Source organism: Limnoglobus sp., from assembly GCF_059499385.1.
In genome coordinates this window covers 1-16,667 of the sequence record NZ_JCABYM010000101.1, presented here as the reverse complement: position 1 = coordinate 16,667, position 16,667 = coordinate 1, and the positions used below count along the sequence as shown (strand labels likewise).

Here is a 16,667-nt window from a genome sequence, read left to right as displayed (position 1 = left end):
GTGAGAATCGAGAGGTGAAGTCAAGATACGGGCGGAAGCCGTAGCTTCAGTAGCCCAGGAACCGGTTCTTCGTGTCCGCCTTCGCGGGACGGGGTCACGCCGCGATCCGGTCGCGGCGGTCGAGGGCGGGGCGACGCGCTTTGAGCTTCCGCGCGTCGAGCAGCCGCAGGATCGCGGGGAGCACCACGAGGGCGGCGACCATGCAGAACGTGACGCCGAGGGTGAGGGCCAAGCCGAGGCTCGCCATGCCGCGGTGGCGGGCGAGCGTGAGCGTGCCGAACCCGAGGACGGTCGTGAGGGCCGCGACCAGGATGCCGCGGCCGGTCGCGGCCGTCAGCCGGTAGAGCTTGCCCGGCGGCTTGTCGTGGTAGTCGTGAAGGACGTGAAGGCCGTTGTCCACGCCGACGCCGACGATCAGCGGCAGGGCGATGAGGTTCGCCGGGTTGAGCGGCACGCCCGCAAGGCCCATCGCGCCGAGCGTCGCGACGACGCCGACGGCCAGCGGGAACAGGCCGAGCAACAGCATCCGGCCGCTGCGGAAGTCGAGCCACAGGACGGCGACGATGACGGCGAGGGCGAGCAGCCCGGCCCGCTCGAACCCGGCCTTCATCTGCCGCAGCCCTTCGAGCGTGCGGAACGACTTGCCGGTCGCGTTGGCGTCCGCGGTCTGGGCCGCGACGGTGAACCGTTCGAGCTTGTCGAACTCCCACAGCGACTCGGCCGCGAACGCGCGGACCAGGAACGTGCCGTCCTTGCCGACGTACCGCTCGCGGAAGCTCGGCGGCAGGTCGGCGAGCGCGATCGGCTCCGGCCGGCTGACGCCCCGCAGTTCCTGCAGGTCGGCGAGCAGGTCGATCCGCAGTCGGCGGTCGAACGCCCGCAACCGCTCCGCCGCGCCGGGGGCCGTCAGCAGTGTGGCCAGCGGTTCGGCCGCGTGGCCGCGGAGCTGGTGCAGCAGGTCGCGGACGACGATCGGGTCACTCGTCAGTGGCTCCGGGATCGTCGAAGGTAGGTTCGCGAGCTTCGTGTGAATCGCCGCCACCGTCGGCCGCTTCGCGGCCTGGTCGTCCGGCACGAGCGACGCCGCCTCGACGACGCGGCCGACGCCGGGCAGGGCCTCGTACTTCGCCTTCAGTGTCAGCGCCTCGTCGCGGGTCGCGGCCAGGCTCATCGCGTCCCACGTCGCGCCGGCCGCGTGCCCGATCAGCTCGTGCTCCCACGCGACGGAGTCCAGCCCGCGGGCCTGCATGTTCAGCAGGTTCGCGTCGTACCGCACGCCCCCGGCGAACGCGGCCGCGGCAATCACCCCCACGCCGCCGAGGAGCAGCACGAGCTTCGGCCGGGCCGCGACCGCCGGCAGGAACGGCCGGACCGTGTCGATGGGGATGATTCCCGCGTCGGAATTCCGCCGCCGTTCGAGCACCACGAGCGCCGCGGGCAGCGCCGTGACGCACGCGGCGGCGCAGAACAGCACGCCGCACCCGGCGATCCACCCGAGTTCCGCGACCGCCTTGAAGTCGGCGAGCATCGTCGCGAAGAACGCCAGCGAGGTCGTCCCGGCCGCGGTCACGATCCCCGGCCCGGCGTGCAGCGCCGTCTCCCGCAGGGCGGCGAACACGTCGTGCCCGTACCGCCGCTCCTCGTCGTACCGGGCGACCCACAGCACGCCGTAGTCGCCCATCCCAATGAGCATGACGGCGAACGTCGTGGACAGAATGTTCAGGTGGCCGACGGTCAGGGTCGCCCACCCGAGCGCCCACGCGCTGCCGATCAGGAGCGTGCCGACGGTCAGGAGCGGGTAGCGGACGCCGCGGTAGACGACGAGGTAGAGGACCGCGACCCCGGCCAGCGCCAGCCCGGACGCGGCCGTCGAGTCCTCCTCGGACGCGGCCATCTCGTCCGTCTCCAGCACCGGCAGCCCGGTCAGCCCGACGGCCAGGTCCGGGAACTCCCGCCGCACGTCGGCGAGGATGGATCGCGCGGTTTCGCACGCCCGCTTCACCGGCGTGAACGAGTCCGACTCCTTCACCGGCCGGGCCAACACGAGCGCCAGCCGGCCGTCCGGGGTGAAGAAGTGCTGCGGCTCGCGGAGTTGCTTCGCCCCGTCCCGGTCCCCGGCCACGGACCACGGGTTCTGGTATTTCAGCGGGTCCTCCAGCGTTTTCGTTGCGGACGCGATCAGCGCCGGCAGCGTCGCGAGCAGGTCGCGGTCGGCCTGCGTCGGCCGGGACGACTCTTGCGCGAACTTCGCCTGCACGAGCAGGGCCTGGAGCGAGAGGGTTTGCCAGCCGATGGAACTGAACCGGCCCAGGAGCGGGTCCATGCCGTCGAGCCGCTTCTCGACGGTGCGGAGCTGGTCCGGCGGCAGGAAGAACAGCGACCGCGAGTAAAGGTTTCGCAAATCGACCTGGTGAAACACGCGGTCGAACTGCGCCGGGTGTTGGGCCAGTTGCTCCGCGATGCGGTCGGCGGCGGCGATCATCCGTTCGCGGTCGTCGCCGCGGACGACGACGATCAGGTCGTCATCGTCGCCGAAGGCGTCGAGGTACTTCTGCCACCGCCGCTGGCACTCTTTTTCCGCCGAGATGAGGTCGTTCCGCTGCGTCTGGTACCGCATCCGCGTCGCGGCCCAGTACCCGGCGGCGGCGACGGACAGGCCGCACAGCAAGAGTACGAGCCATGGCGCGCGGCCGACCCCGCCGACGACGGCGGCGATGCCGCGGGCCAGTCGGCCGGGCGGGTCGGGGGCTGCGGGGGTCGTCACAGGGTCGCATCCGTGCGAGGGCGCAAGGCGTGTGGTTGTAAGCGATGGGGGAAAGGACGTGCAAGGCCAACAGCGGCCCGACTTCCGAACTCCGGCTTCGACTTCGGAAGTCGATCCCCGCGGGGACGTTCCTCCCCGCCCGTGTGGTTCTTGGTCCCGCCCGACTTCCGAAGTCGAAGCCGGAGTTCGGAAGTCAGGGCCTCTGAACTCGCCGTAGACAACCCGCCTTCCCGCACGTTACCCTTTCCGCCCCCACCCTTCTCTCTCGGAGCGGTTCATGGACGAACTCAGCCTGGTCACCGGCGGGGCCGGATTCATCGGGTCGCACCTCGCGGACGACCTCGTCCGCCGCGGCCGGCCGGTCCGCGTGTTCGACGACTTCAGCACCGGCCGCGCGCAAAACCTGGCGCACCACGGCAACCGGGTCGAGGTCGTCGAGGGCAGCCTCACGGACCCGGCGGCCGTCGCGAAGGCGATGCGGGGCGTCGGCGTCGTGTACCACCTCGGGGCGCTCGCGTCCGTCGCCCGGAGCGTCGAGACGCCGCTCGTCAGCCACGCGGCGTGCGCCACCGGCACGGTGAACCTGCTCGACGCGGCCCGCCGGGTCGGCGTCCGCCGGGTCGTGTACGCGGCCAGCTCCAGCGCCTACGGCGGCGCGGCCGGCGACGGCGGGCAGGCCGAGACGCTCCTGCCGGCGGCGAAGTCCCCCTACGCGGCGGCGAAGCTCGCCGGCGAGTTCTACATGCAGGCGTTCGCCGCCACCTACGGCATCGAGACCGTCCGGCTGCGGTTCTTCAACATCTTCGGCCCCCGGCAGCGGAGCGACAGCCCGTACAGCGGCGTCATCGCGCTGTTCACCGCCATGATGGCCCGCGGCGAGGCCCCGACGATCCACGGCGACGGCAAGCAGTCCCGCGACTTCACCTACGTCGGCAACGCCGTGCAGGCGATCGTGAAGGCGGCCGAGGCCCCGGAGGTGTCCGGCAACGTGTACAACGTCGGCACCGGCCGCACCGTCACCGTCCTCGACCTCGTCGCCGGGTTGAACGCGATCCTCGGCACGAGCCTGTCCCCCGCGTTCGGCCCGACGCGGTCCGGCGACGTGAAGTTCTCGCGGGCCGACATCCGCCGCACGAAGCGGGACCTCGGGTACGAGCCGAGCGAGACGTTCGAGGAAGGGCTGATGAAGACTGTGAAGTGGTACCTCGATTCAACGGGGACCGAGAAGCGGCCGCGGAATAGCCAGGCGAGCAAGTAGGCAGAGTGTCAACCCTGGGACCGCGGGCGTCCCGCCCGCCACGGCCCCCGCCGCGTAAGACGGGTCCCGGAGTCGTGACGGTGGGCGGGCGGGACGCCCGCGGTCCCAGGGAATGACGGGCGTTACGTGAACGTAACCGCTACCGGTTCACACCCGCGTGTGAGAAAGTTCGCGCGGTCGTGACAATTTTAATCGAGCGGTTTGAAGTGTCGGGAGTTTCACGGGCTAGAATGTTGCGATCGGATCGCCCGGTGCTATCCCAATAGGGTGGATGGCTCGTTCGTCTCCTTGAATCGCGCCCGCCAAATGTCCGAACGGTCCCTCGACACGCTCGTCACGACGCGCAAGGAGCTGCTGCAATCGGGCGGCAGCGAGGCGTGCCTCGTTCACATCTACCCGACCGGCCCGTCGATGGGGAAGCGGTCGCCGCTCGGCGTCGCGCCGCTCTACCTCGGCCGCGGCGAGGACAACGACATCCGAATTCAGGACAGCTCCGTGTCCCGCCGTCATGCCGTCGTGCAGCCGACGGGCGAAGGGTATCAGGTCGCGGACCTCGGCAGCACGAACGGCACGTTCATCAACGACGTGCAGGTGGACCGCCCGACGATCATCCGCGACCGCTCCTACCTCCGCGTCGGCAACTGCATCTACAAGTTCCTGACCGGCGGCAACATCGAGGCGGACTACCACGAGGAGATTTACCGGCTCACGATCACCGACGGGCTGACGGAGATCAACAACCACCGGTTCCTGATCGACTTCCTGGACCGGGAACTGGCGCGGTCGATCCGGCACGAGCGGCCGCTGGCGGTCGTGATGTTCGACCTCGACCGGTTCAAGTCCGTGAACGACACCTACGGCCACCTGTGCGGCGACTACGTGCTGCGGGAACTGAGCCAGCGAATTCGGAAGTTCGTCCGCCGGGAGGACCTGTTCGCCCGGTACGGCGGCGAGGAGTTCGCGATCGTGCTGGTCGAGACCGGGATGCCGATGGCGATCGACGCGGCCGAGCGGATCCGCAAGACGGTCGCGGACACGCCGTTCCGGTTCGACGGCGCGAGCCTGGACCTGACCGTCAGCCTCGGCGTGGCGAGCACGGTCGGCGGCGAGGCCGGGCTAACGCCGATGGAGTTGCTCAAGCGGGCGGACGCGCTCTTGTACAAGGCGAAGCAGTCCGGCCGGAACCGGGTGGAGAGCCGCTAAGGGGCGGGCCGGGTCTTTCGGGTATCGGGTTTCGGGTCTCGCAAACGCCCGCCGATGCCTCGCCGTCATATCATCTCTTCTGCGAAACCCGATCCCCGAAACCCGATACCCGACATCATGCGTGCCGTCCTCTTCGACCGCGCCGGCGACCCCGCCGAGGTACTGCAACTCCGCGACGCGGGCAAGCCGACGCCGGGCCGCGGCGAGGTGCTCGTGCGGATGGTCGCCAGCCCGGTGAACCCGTCGGACCTGATGTACGTCCGCGGCGTCTACGGGCTGAAGCCGACGTTCCCGGCCACGCCGGGGTTCGAGGGCGTCGGCGTCGTCGAGACGGCCGGCGGCGGGCTGCTCGGCTGGTGGCGGACGGGGAAGCGGGTGGCCGTACTGAACGACCGCCGCGGCAACTGGGCCGAGTACACCGTCACGACCGCCCGGCAGGTGATCCCGATCCCGGACGACATTTCGGACGCGCAGGCGGCGACGTTTTTCGTGAACCCGATGACGGCCGTGGCGCTGACGCGACACGTGTTGGCCGTCCCGCCCGGCGGGTGGCTGTTGCAAACGGCCGCGAACGGGGCGCTCGGCCGGATGGTGATTCGGCTGGGGAAGAAGTACGGGTTCAAGACGATCAACGTCGTCCGCGACCGCGGCCAGGTCGGGGAGCTGACGGCGCTCGGCGCGGACGCCGTGGTGACGACGGACGACGACCTGGCGGACCGGGTGAAGGCGATCACCGGGGCCGACGGCGTCCGGTACGCGATTGACCCGGTCGGCGGCGACCTCGCGGCGCGGGTGCTGCACTGCCTCGCCCCCGGCGGGCGACTCGTCCTCTACGGCACGCTGTCCGACGCGCCGCTGAGCTGCGACCCGCGGCTCTTGATGCAGGGCGGGCTGGCCGTCGAGGGCTTCTGGCTCGGCCGGTGGGCGAAGCGGCGGTCGATCCCGCAGATGCTTAGGATGGTCCGCGAGGTGCGGGGCCTGCTGCGGGAAGGCGTGCTGACGACGGAGAACGTCGAGGAGTTCCCGCTCGACCGCGTCCGCGAGGCCGTGGCCCGCGCCGCCGCGCCGGGGAAGAACGCGAAGGTGCTGCTCCGCATCGGGGCGTGACCGAACCGGCTATGTACGCCGGCCGGCGGACGCGGTAAGATCAGGGCACGCCAGAACAGGGCCATTTGAACGTGTCTACCGTTTACGCCCTCCGCGTCCGCTGCTTGAAGCGCCACACCTGCTCCGGGTGCGGGTGCGTCTACCGCGTCCGGCAGGAGCACACCGTCCACGAGAAGGCCCGGTCGGAAGAGTCCGCGGCGAAGGCGGCCACCAAGCGGATCAACCAGCAGCTGCTCACCGAGCCGAACGCGGTCGCCTGCCCGGACTGCGGGCAGTTCCAGCCGGACCTCGTCGGCCACAAGCAGGCCGCGGCGCACGGCCTCGTCACCCTCGTCAGCGTCGGGGCCGTCCTCGTCGCCGCCGTCGTCGCCGGCCTGCTCGGGCTGAGCGGCGGGCAGACCGGCGGGCTGCTCGGCGGCGTCGCCGTCGTCGCCGCGGTCGCGCACGTCCTCGCGAGTACCCGGAACCCGAACGCCAACCCCGGCGACAACCGGACCGCCGCCCGCAAGATGGAGGACGACGGCGAACTGGACGTGACCCGCAGCGGCGACCGCGAGCAGGTCCGCCCGCCGGTCGGCCCGTTCACGCGGCTGCACGGCTTCGGCGTCGCCGGCTGCCTGCTCGCCGGCGGCGTGCTCCTCACCCCGGCCGTCGTGAAGGACCGCCCGACGGAAGCGGCCGCCCAGTTCCGCGTGAGGCCGGGGGAGGAACTGACCCTCGAGTTCCCGGACGCGATCGACGCGGTCAACGGGCTGTGGCGGGGCACGCCGAAGGTGACGGTGCAGAACCCGCAGGACTTCGGCAACCGGCCGCCGGCCGTGGCCGCCGTGTCGAACGACGCGGCGTGGCCGCCGACGGTGAAGGTCGAGGCCGGCCGGGAGCACGTCCACCCGCAGCTGTGGGCGAAGGTAACCGTGCCGAGCGACGACCGGCTGTCCGGCCGGACGTTGGACCTGAAGGTCGATCTGGAGGTGTCGTACCCGACGATCGACAACAAGATCGTCCGCGACCGCCGGACCAACATCTGGAAGGACGTGACGGTGCGGGTGTCGAACGAGACGCTCTTCGGCCGCGTCTGGCAGGTCCCCGTCCGGTGGGTCGGCGTGTTCTTCGGCGGGCTGACGCTGGCGTTCGCCGGCCTGTACCTGACGGCCCTGGGGCACGGGCTGGCGCGGATGGCCGAGCCGGTGAAGGCGGAGGTCGAGGAGATCGCCGCCGCGCGGGCCGCCGCCCGCGACGAGCGGCCGGTCCCGAGCGACCCGCACGCCGCCGCCCGGATGGCCCGCCGCACCGCCGACGAGGAAGAGACCGCGTCCGCCTGACCCTTTCCCGGAGTGCCGATGTTCCGCCTCGCCGTGTTGATTCTTCCGCTCGCTTCACTTCCACTGCCCGCCGCCGACGCCGTGAAGGTCGGTACGCTCTCCGCCGCGCCGCCGAAGGAGTGGAAGGCCGAGAAGCCCGCGAACCGGCTGCGGTCGCACCAGTTTAAGCTCCCGTCCGGCGAGGAGGGCGTGCCGGACGCGGAGGTGATCGTCTCGCCGGAGGCGAAGCCGAAGCCGGAGCAGTCGTTCCCCGGCTGGAAGAACCAGTTCGTCCCGCCGGACGGCAAGGCGATCGACGACGTGGCGAAGGAATCGAAAGCGGAAGTGAGCGGGGCGACGCTACACACGCTCGACGTGACCGGGACGTGGCGGTACAAGGAGCGGCCGTTCGACCCACGGTCGAAGGAGGAGATGCGGCCCGAGTACCGCGCGATCTGGGTGCTGGTGGTGCAGAAGGACGAGGCGACATACGTGCGGTTCAGCGGCCCGCAGAAGGTGGTCGAGAAGCACAAGAAGGGGTTCGACGACTGGCTCAAATCTCTGAAATGAATCGGGCGAAAGCCGCCGACGAACGTCGGCGGGGATGAGTTCTTACTTCGCCGACTTCGTCAAAACAAACATCTGCTGCTTCTCGCCGCCCTTGAGCGCGGTCGGGGCCTTCCCGTCCGGCAGTGCGTACACCAGCTTCACGGTGTCGCCGTCTTTCTGGATCAGCCCTTCCGCCTTCGTGCCGACGCCCTTGTCCCCGCCCGGCGTGATCGTGGCCGTCATCGTGATCTTCCACGGCGTCTGGCCCTTGTCGAGCGTGAACGTGGCCGCGTAGACCTCCTTCTGTTTCGCGTCGTAGGTCGTGATCGCGTTCTTGGAAATCTTCACCGTCACGTCCTTGAACTTGTCCTTCGCGATTTCTTGGCCGTCGCGTTCGCCGCTCGTGATCGTGTACGTGCCGACCAGTTCGTCCGCGTCGGCCTTCTGCGTCTTGTCCTCGGCAACCGCGTGCGCGGCGATGAGCAGCCCGGCCGCCATCGCGAGAAGTTTCGTCGTCATGTGATGCGTCCTCGGAGGGAATGCGGGCGTCCCGCTCTGAGGAGCAACTAAAGTGCCGGACGCGGGTGTCACGTCGGTAGGTAGCGCGTCGGTATTTCCGCCCCGGCGACGTAACTCAGCTTCCCGATCTTACACATCTGGTAGACGTTGATCCGGAAGTCCGGGCAGGTGCTCACCAGGCAGTATGCGTCCGTCGGCGTGAACCCGTGCTCTGTGATGAGCCAGTCCATCAGGTGGAACGTCGCGGTTTCGACCGCGGCCTCCAGCGGCTTGTCCGCGTGGACGGCCACGATCGCGCCCGGCTTCTCGATCCGCAGGTACGGCATCCGCTTCTTCTTCAGCACCTCCAGCCGCAGGCGGACGGTCGCCTTCGTCTCCGCGGCCGTGCCGGTGAACTCCGTGTCCCCCTGGCTGGCGTGAACGTCGCCGAGGTAGAACAGCCCGCCGGCGTGCGCCACCGGGAGGTAAATCTTGTTGCCGGGGGCCATGTCGCGGGCGTCGAGGTTGCCGCCCCACGGCCCCTGCCCGTCGAGGCTGGTCACGACCTCCCGGTCCGGGCACACGCCGAGCGTGCCGACGAACGGCGTGATCGGCCAACTGATCCGGTCGTTGAACGCCAGCGTGCCGTCGCGGGTCGTGCCGCTCGGCCCCGGCGTGTGTTGGAAGATGCGCGTGGTGTAGTCGGCGGACAGCTCCGGCCACCGCGTCGATTCCCCGAGCGGCCCCCGCTTCGGCCCGATGGCCACCCACGAGTAGTCGTCCACGACGATCTCGTCCAAACAGACGACGAGGCAGTCCCCCTTCTCGACGCCCTCCACGAACACCGGCCCGCCGATCGGGTTGACGAGCGGCGGCGACCGGTCGAAGCCGGGCCGCTTCGCGGGGATCGCCTTGTCCTCCGGCGTGCGGAAGTAGCCGGTGCTGGCGTCGTAGGTTTCGATCTCGAACGCCTCGCCCGGCCGGACGCGGAGCAGCGGCTCGTCCCGCCAGTCGAAGGCGTACCGGGTGGCGCGGTCGCGGGGGATGCGTTGCATGGAACCTCCGAGGGTTATTTCTTGCGCACGACCTCGTCCACCCGCTTCCGCCAGTCGCGGTAGGCCGCGGCCGTCTCCGCGGCCGTCGCCTTCGGCTTCAGCACGGACACGTCCACGTCCCGGTACAGCGCCCGGTGCAGGCCGGCGTCGAACGCCGGGTTCGGCTCGTTCGTCTGCCCGCCCACGTCCTTCAGCCAGCGGTCGAACTCACCCCGCAAGCTCATCGCCACGCCGGGGCGGACGTTCGCGATGTCGCGCGTCTCGCCCACGTCCGCGCCCAAGTTGTACAGCTCGTGCGACCCGTCTTCGTAGTTCACGATCAGCTTTGAGCTGCCGCGGAGGATCGCCCCGCCCGGCCGGCTGCCCTGGTTCGTGTAGTGAGGAACGTGCCAGAACAGCGGGCGGCTCTCGGCCTTCCCGCCCTTCAGCCGCGGGACGAGGCTCACGCCGTCGAGCTGGCCGTCCGGCGACACGCCGCACGCCTCCAGCAGCGTCGACGTCCAATCGGTGCTGATCGCCGGGGCGGCGCTCACGCCCCCCGGCTTCACGACGCCCGGCCAGCGGACGATCAGGGGGACGCGGATGCCGCCGTCGTACAGGAAGCCCTTGCCCGCGCGGTACGGCGAGTTGTGCGTCGGCGGGTCGTCCTTCAGCTCCGGGACGTGCAGCCCGCCGTTGTCGGACGTGAACACCACGATCGTCTTCTCCGTCAGCTTCAGCTCGTCGAGCTTCGCCAGCACGCGGCCGACGGCGGCGTCCATCTCGTGGATCATCGCCGCGTAGGTCGGGTTGAACGCGGCCTTGTACTTCTCGACGAGTTCCTTCTTCGCCCCGAGCGGGATGTGCGGCGTGTGGTGGCACAGGTACAGGAAGAACGGCCGGTCCTTGTTCGCGGCGATGAACTCCTCGGCCTTCGCGGTGAGGTCGTACTCGCCCTTGCCGCCCTCCGTCGCGGTCGGCGGCGTGTTCCCCTTGCCCGCGTGCGCCGCGTCGAACCCCTGGTCCCTCGGCGTGAACCCGACGTTGCCGAGGTGCCACTTCCCGATGGCGGCGGTCGCGTACCCGGCGGCCTTCAGGTACTCCGCAAGCGTCTTCTCTTCGAGCGGCAACTGCTGGCGAATCTTCGGGTGCAGGAGCTTCTGCGACGCCGCGTCGCCGCGGCCGGGGAGGAACGTCGTGAGGTGCAGCCGGGCCGGGTGCTTGCCGGTCAGGATCGCCGCCCGCGTCGGCGAGCAGACCGGGCACGCGGCGTAGGCGGCCGTGAACCGCACGCCGTCGGCCGCGAGCTTGTCGAGGTTCGGCGTGTGGTGTTCCGTTCGGCCGTAGCAGTGCAAGTCGTTGACGCCGAGGTCGTCGGCGAGGATGAAGACGACGTTCGGTTTCTCCGCCGCGCCAACGGGCACGGCGAGCAGCGCGAGAAAAATACCGGCGAGGAATCGAGTGAGCATGATCGCCTCGATGAGTTACTTCTTCGTCGCCGCCAGGTACGCGCTCAGCGTCTCGACGTTCCGGCTGAACACGTCGCTCGACAGGTACTTGAACCCGGTCGCGAACCTTGGCTGGCCGACGAGCTTTTCGCCCGCGTAGGTGGACACCCACCGGCCGTCGGCGTCGAGGGCGGCGACGACCCGCCGCACGTCGTCGTCCTTCACGGCCCGCGGCTTCTCGGCAGGCGTGCCGGCCTCCGCCTGTAGGTAAGCCTTCTCGATCTTGTCGAACCGCGCCGGCTGCTTCCACCCGTAGTGGTCCGGGGCGGCGGAGTCGTCGTAGGTCAGCTGGTACGCCGTGTCCATGTAGAGCGGCTTGTTCGTCTTCAGTTCGTAGTACCGCGCGACCCGGCCGTCCGGCAGCACGCCCTTCTTGTAGTACGCCAGCGCCCGCGGGATCGGCTCCAGGTACTTCTTGTCCCCGGTGAAGCGCGAAATCTCGACGAGGGTGAGCATCGCGTCCTGCCCCTCCCCGGCCGTCACGGCCGGCGGCTCGAACTTCCGCGCCCAGATCGGGACCATGTCGAAGTTGTACTGCTGTGCCCACCCCGGCTGCGGGTCCGGCAGTTGCGACAGCACGAGGAAGTCGCCGAGCTTCGCGACCGCGGCCTTGTACTTGTCGTCCTTGTAGATTTGGTGCGCCTCGATCAGCACGTCGCACACCGTCCCGGCGAGGCCGTCGTTGAGCGTGTAGTAGTCCCAGTAGTTTTTCACCCGGCCTTCGGTCTTCCAGTCGTAGTCCGGGTACTTCGCCTTCAGCACCGGCTTCGCGTCCACCGGCTTCGTCCACACCTGCGGGAACGCCCCGTTCGGGAACTGCGCCTTCAAGATCGCGGCCAGCCCGTAGGCCGCGGCGTCGTGGACGGCCGCGTCCTTGAAGCCGAGGGCCTTGTCCGCGCGCATGAGCATCGCGAGCGCCGCCTGCGTCTGGCCGTCGTCGAGCGACGAGGCGTTCCAACTCCCGCCCTTGCCGTTGCGGTACTTGCCGAGGCGGGCCGCCTTCCCGAAGTGGATCGTCTGCGTCCACCCGCCGGACTCGAGTTGCCCGTAGGCGAGGGCCAGCGCCGTCTCGCGGGCGGCGTCGAGGTAGACCTTGTCGCCGGTCGCGTGGAACGCCGCCAGGTACGCCATGCCGACGGTCGGCGTGCCGGGCGGCTGGACGAAGATCGTGTCCGCCGTGGCGCGGCCCTCGCCCCACCGGTCCGTCAGGTCGAGCGCGTAGTAGTAGACGTACCCGCCGCGGCTCGCGACGGTCCCGCGGTAGAAGCCGACCGCCTTCTTGAGTGCGGCGAGTGCGTCATCGCGGAGCGTGGGCTGGGCGAAGGTCGGCGTCGCGAGAAGGAGAAGCACGCCGAGGGAGAGGCTGGAACGCGGCATGGCGGGTGTCCGTGTCGTGGGGGACACAGTCTTCATATAGCCGCCGGCTTGCCGGCGGGGTTTTGGGAGTCGCAAAACCCCGCCGGCAAGCCGGCGGCTATATCAATCACGACTCACCGCAACGAGTCGAGGATTTTCATCCGCATCGCGCTCAGGGCCGGGACCAGTCCGCCGAGGCGGCCCATGACGAGCGTGAACAGCATCCCCATCGCCATCACCTGCGCGTCCACGTCGATCCGCAGCGCGATGCTCTTCCCGCCGGGGCCGCCGCCGCCGCTACTCAGCGTACTCGTGCTCGCCCGCCCGTCGGCCAGCAGCCACGCGACGAACACGCCGAGCGCCCCGCCGATGACGGCGATGGTCAGCGACTCCAGCATGAACGACACCATCACCTGCCACCGCTTGAACCCGAGCAGCCGCAGCACGCCGATGTCCCGGATCCGCTGCGCGATGCTGGCGAACATCGTCGTCATCATCCCGAACACGCCGCCGATCGCCATGACGACGGCGACCACGACGACGGCCGTGAGGAAGAAGTTGTTCGTCTTCGTCAGCTCCGCGTAGTAATCCGGCTCGGCGAACGCCTTGAGTTTCTGCTGCGTGTACCGCTTGCTCAGGTGGTGGGCCATCGCGCGGGCCGCGTCGCGGGTGTCCTGCTCCGTCCGCATCACGAGCGTCGTGTACTTCTCCTTCCCGAACGGCTGGTAGATGCGGCTGAACCGCTTCACCCAAATCTCACTGCCGAACGTCGTCCCCTCGCTCTTCATCAGGCCGGTGACGACCCACTCGACCTCGCCGAGGACGAACACGTCGCCGGTCACGAGCGGCTTCTTGGTCGGCGTGTCCTCGCCCAGCACCCCGGCCACGCCCTCGCCCAGCACGCACTCGATCTGGCTCTTGTCGTTCACCCCGGCGCTGCGGAACCACTTCCCGCCGGGGTAGAGCTGGATGTTGTGGACCTCGGCCGCGACCTCCGCGTCCTCGATGCTCCGCACCTGGACGAACCGCCGCCGCGGGGGGTTCGTGTTCGGGACCGGCTGGTTGATGCTGTAGTACGTCTCCCGGCTGGCGAGCGCGACGGTCTTGCCGCCGCGCTCCAACTGCTTCACCTTGATCGGCGTCTTCAGCACCCGGTCCTTCTCGTCCAACTCGACGACGACCCGCTCGACGTTGTCGAGGTCGCCGTACCCGAGGTTGCTGAAGATCTCGTCCGTCGAGCCGTCGGACAGGACGAACACGTTGCCGGGGACGCCGCTGTTCTCGGTCAGGTTGTTCATACCGTTGACGAACGCGAGGAGGAACGCGAGCAGCCCGATGACGGCGGTGAACGCCATCGCCGTCATGAGGTTCGTCTTCCACCGGACGCGGACGTTCCGCAGGTTGTACGCGAGCGGGACCTTGCCGATGAACAGCAGGATGACGATGTCCAGGGCGTAGATGCCGAGGATGACGAACGGCCAGTGCTCGATCATCGCCGGCGGCAGCCGCTCGTGCAGCGGCGTCTTGAGGAAGTCGCGGACCGCCTTGTCCTCGATTTTCGCGAGGGCCGCGTCCCGCTCCCGCTGGGTCTTGCCCATGAAGTCCGCGACGGCCGGGGTGAACGTCTTGGCGATGACGCCGAACGACCCGTGTTCCGGCAGCGGCAGCCGGCTGACGAACTCGACCGACACGGCGATGAGCGTGACGAGGACGACCACGGCGGTCATGAGCGCGAACCCGCGCTTCAGCGTCCGCCGGAGCCACGACGCGCGGCCGGGCGTGGTGTCGTCGAGGACGGACTCCTGCGAGACGAACGCCGGGACGGCGAGCAGCAGCACGGACAGTGGCAACAGCGACAGGCCCAGCAACAGCATCGTGCCGATCAGCTTCCAGAGGAGCAACCGGAAGCGGACGACCTTTGAATAGACCGTGTAGTCGCCCTCGTAGTTGACGCTCCCGCCCAGGCTGATGAGCGCGAATACCAGCCCGGCGACGTCGAACGCGGTGGCGAACAGGCGGGCGGGCACGTTGTCCGCGGCCATACTTTCGGCCGACAACCCCGCCGTCAGTGCCACGAACGCGACGAAGCAAATCAACAGGCAAAGCAGAACGGCGGCGTTCACCGCCATCGTCAAGAGCCACAGCACGCACGAGCGAGTCAGCCGCGCGAGGGGGGTTGTCCGGCCGTCCTGACTCCGTTCCAGAACGAACCGCCGGAGGACCCAGATGGTAGGAATGAACGTGAACAGCCCGGCCCACGCTTGTAGGAACGAGCTGAACAAATCGAGCCCCCACCCGACGAGGCCCCGATCGAGCCCCCACCCGACGAGGCCCCGATTCTCGTAGTATTCCGCGTCGCTCTGGGTAGACACGATCGATGGCTCCGGGTCATGCAACTTGCGCGAACACTTGGGACACCTTCACCTTTCGCGCGTTCCAGGCGGGCAGCGCCGCCCCGATCAGGCCCACGAGCAGCCCGAGGAGGGGGCCGTAGACGACGATCATCATCGGCGCGTTAAACGTGTCGAAGAACGCCACCTTCACCCCGATCGCCTTGGTAATCGACCGAATCCCCATCGGGAGAAAGTACACGGCCCACGTGCTGAGCAACCCGCCGTAGACGCCGATTAGCATCGCCTCGCTCACGATCATGCTGACGATCTGCCACGGCTGGAACCCGAGTACCTTCATCACCGCCATCTCCGTCCACCGCTCCCGCACGCCGATGGTGATCGTGATGCCGATGACCAGGCACATGATGACCACGATGGCCGGCATGATAATGAACTTCAGCCCCCAGAAGATGTCCTTGAACGGCTCGATGAACGACCCGATGGCCGCGGAGAACGTCTCCATCTTCGTCGCCGGGTTCGAGAACGACGCCGGGTCGTTGACGACGGCCGCGAGCTGCTGGTACGCCGCCTTGCTCGGCATCCGCACCCAGACGAGGTTCAGGCAGCGGTCCGCGACCGGGTGGTCCTTGCCGGTCCGCGCCCGGTAGTCGTCGAGCTTCGCGAGCAGGTAGTCGTACCGCATGGCCGCGTTCATCGCCATCCGGCTGCCGGCCGGGAACGCCCCGACGATCTTGCACTCGAACTCGATGTCCTTGTAGTTCGTGCCGAACAGCTTGATCTCGTCCCCGACCTTCTTGCCGATCTTCTCCAGCCGGTCCGCCCCGACGATGATGTTCCGCTTGTCCTCCTTCACCAGCGCGATGACCGCCTTCATCGCCTCCCAGTTGTCCTCGCCGAGGTCGTCCGGGTTCAGCCCCTGCTCCTTCATCATGCCGTTGGTCACGGCGTCCGGGTCGAGGGAGAACAGGAACATGCTGTTCTCCGGCGTCATCTTGTTGAGGTCGAGCGTCGCCCCGACGAACGACCAGGTCATGAAGTTCTTGTCGATGTCGGCCGGCTGCATGTCCTTCGGCAGCTTGTCCCGGATGATCGACTTCAGGTTCGGGGCGTACCCCGGCTTCATCATGCTCGGGATGCCGAACTTCTCGGACATGATGACGAGCTGCGAGTCCTCCTGGTCCTGCGTCAGCTTCCCGATGGTGTTGACGACGCCGTACAGCATCGTGAGCATCCCGGTGAGGACGAACAGCGCGACGTAGGTGAGGGCGGTGCGGAGGAGGTTGCGGCGGAGGCTACGGAAGACGAGGCCGGCGAGCTTCGCGTACTTGCCGACCGGGTCCGGCATGTTCTGGAACCCGCGGACGACGAGTTCCATCGCGTACATCGCGCCGAAGAACAGCGGGAGCGTGACGACGGCGAGGACGGTGAGGAAGAAGATCAGGCCGAGCAGCATGAGCGTGCTGTACACGGCGAGTTCGAGGAGCGACGTCTCGACCGGGGCGGACTGGCCGAATTGTTCGGGGTTCGGGAACATACCGCACTCCGCGTGGGTCGTGATTCCGATCCCCTCTCCCCCGGCTTTGCGGGGGAGAGGGTTAGGGTGAGGGGGCATACCTTCCTCGCAAGGAAGGATCGATTCTCGGTCCGGGGCGCTCTCAACCCCCACACCCCCGCCCACACCCCCCCAAAGCCCGGGGGGAGGGGGGAAAATTTGCAAGTTTGCCCCCCCGAGCGG

At 68.8% G+C, this 16,667-nt stretch carries 12 protein-coding genes; 5 read left to right on the top strand and 7 right to left on the bottom strand.

Annotated features, from left to right (window positions below; genetic code table 11):
- Positions 1-94: 94 nt before the first annotated feature.
- A complete protein-coding gene (locus tag AC5JJ2_RS17670; protein ID WP_495859341.1) occupies positions 95-2,764 on the bottom strand; it encodes an MMPL family transporter in 2,670 nt (889 codons plus the stop codon).
- A 277-nt stretch (positions 2,765-3,041) separates the two neighbouring features.
- On the opposite strand from AC5JJ2_RS17670, the gene AC5JJ2_RS17665 reads away from it, so the two are divergent.
- From AC5JJ2_RS17665 to AC5JJ2_RS17645, 5 genes are all read left to right on the top strand, one after another.
- Positions 3,042-4,022, top strand: a complete 981-nt coding sequence (locus AC5JJ2_RS17665; protein ID WP_495859340.1) for an NAD-dependent epimerase/dehydratase family protein — start codon at positions 3,042-3,044, stop codon at positions 4,020-4,022.
- A gap of 306 nt (positions 4,023-4,328) precedes the next feature.
- Positions 4,329-5,225: a diguanylate cyclase gene (locus tag AC5JJ2_RS17660; RefSeq protein ID WP_495859339.1), complete on the top strand. Its 897-nt coding sequence runs from the start codon at positions 4,329-4,331 to the stop codon at positions 5,223-5,225.
- Between the two features lie 117 nt (positions 5,226-5,342).
- Complete coding sequence (locus tag AC5JJ2_RS17655) at positions 5,343-6,332, top strand: zinc-dependent alcohol dehydrogenase family protein (protein WP_495859338.1); 990 nt, start codon at positions 5,343-5,345, stop codon at positions 6,330-6,332.
- A 71-nt stretch (positions 6,333-6,403) separates the two neighbouring features.
- The gene (locus AC5JJ2_RS17650; protein WP_495859337.1) at positions 6,404-7,654 is read left to right on the top strand and encodes a hypothetical protein; all 1,251 of its coding nucleotides are present in this window, start codon (positions 6,404-6,406) and stop codon (positions 7,652-7,654) included.
- 18 nt (positions 7,655-7,672) lie between these two features.
- A complete protein-coding gene (locus AC5JJ2_RS17645; RefSeq protein ID WP_495859336.1) occupies positions 7,673-8,203 on the top strand; it encodes a hypothetical protein in 531 nt (176 codons plus the stop codon).
- Positions 8,204-8,245: 42 nt separating this feature from the next.
- Here AC5JJ2_RS17645 and AC5JJ2_RS17640 read toward each other — a convergent pair whose 3' ends face one another.
- The 6 genes from AC5JJ2_RS17640 to AC5JJ2_RS17615 all read right to left on the bottom strand — a co-directional run bounded on the left by AC5JJ2_RS17640 (position 8,246) and on the right by AC5JJ2_RS17615 (position 16,466).
- The gene (locus AC5JJ2_RS17640) at positions 8,246-8,701 is read right to left on the bottom strand and encodes a TIGR03067 domain-containing protein (RefSeq protein ID WP_495859335.1); all 456 of its coding nucleotides are present in this window, start codon (positions 8,699-8,701) and stop codon (positions 8,246-8,248) included.
- A 68-nt stretch (positions 8,702-8,769) separates the two neighbouring features.
- Positions 8,770-9,735, bottom strand: a complete 966-nt coding sequence (locus AC5JJ2_RS17635; RefSeq protein WP_495859334.1) for an acetamidase/formamidase family protein — start codon at positions 9,733-9,735, stop codon at positions 8,770-8,772.
- 14 nt (positions 9,736-9,749) lie between these two features.
- On the bottom strand, positions 9,750-11,183 hold the full coding sequence (locus AC5JJ2_RS17630) for a sulfatase (protein ID WP_495859333.1): 1,434 nt from the start codon (positions 11,181-11,183) through the stop codon (positions 9,750-9,752).
- 15 nt (positions 11,184-11,198) lie between these two features.
- On the bottom strand, positions 11,199-12,599 hold the full coding sequence (locus AC5JJ2_RS17625) for a pectate lyase (protein ID WP_495859332.1): 1,401 nt from the start codon (positions 12,597-12,599) through the stop codon (positions 11,199-11,201).
- A gap of 113 nt (positions 12,600-12,712) precedes the next feature.
- Positions 12,713-14,950, bottom strand: coding sequence for an ABC transporter permease (locus tag AC5JJ2_RS17620; protein ID WP_495859331.1), 2,238 nt, complete (start codon positions 14,948-14,950; stop codon positions 12,713-12,715).
- A gap of 16 nt (positions 14,951-14,966) precedes the next feature.
- The gene (locus tag AC5JJ2_RS17615) at positions 14,967-16,466 is read right to left on the bottom strand and encodes an ABC transporter permease (protein WP_495859330.1); all 1,500 of its coding nucleotides are present in this window, start codon (positions 16,464-16,466) and stop codon (positions 14,967-14,969) included.
- Between the last annotated feature and the right edge of the window lie 201 nt (positions 16,467-16,667).

What these genes read in the sequence shown, in the direction of transcription:
- AC5JJ2_RS17640 (WP_495859335.1), bottom strand. Translation starts at nt 8,701, where the DNA reads ATGACGACGAAACTTCTCGCGATGGCGGCCGGGCTGCTCATCGCCGCG.
- AC5JJ2_RS17655 (WP_495859338.1), top strand. Translation starts at nt 5,343, where the DNA reads ATGCGTGCCGTCCTCTTCGACCGCGCCGGCGACCCCGCCGAGGTACTG.
- AC5JJ2_RS17665 (WP_495859340.1), top strand. Translation starts at nt 3,042, where the DNA reads ATGGACGAACTCAGCCTGGTCACCGGCGGGGCCGGATTCATCGGGTCG.
- AC5JJ2_RS17660 (WP_495859339.1), top strand. Translation starts at nt 4,329, where the DNA reads ATGTCCGAACGGTCCCTCGACACGCTCGTCACGACGCGCAAGGAGCTG.
- AC5JJ2_RS17635 (WP_495859334.1), bottom strand. Translation starts at nt 9,735, where the DNA reads ATGCAACGCATCCCCCGCGACCGCGCCACCCGGTACGCCTTCGACTGG.
- AC5JJ2_RS17625 (WP_495859332.1), bottom strand. Translation starts at nt 12,599, where the DNA reads ATGCCGCGTTCCAGCCTCTCCCTCGGCGTGCTTCTCCTTCTCGCGACG.
- AC5JJ2_RS17630 (WP_495859333.1), bottom strand. Translation starts at nt 11,183, where the DNA reads ATGCTCACTCGATTCCTCGCCGGTATTTTTCTCGCGCTGCTCGCCGTG.
- AC5JJ2_RS17615 (WP_495859330.1), bottom strand. Translation starts at nt 16,466, where the DNA reads ATGTTCCCGAACCCCGAACAATTCGGCCAGTCCGCCCCGGTCGAGACG.
- AC5JJ2_RS17645 (WP_495859336.1), top strand. Translation starts at nt 7,673, where the DNA reads ATGTTCCGCCTCGCCGTGTTGATTCTTCCGCTCGCTTCACTTCCACTG.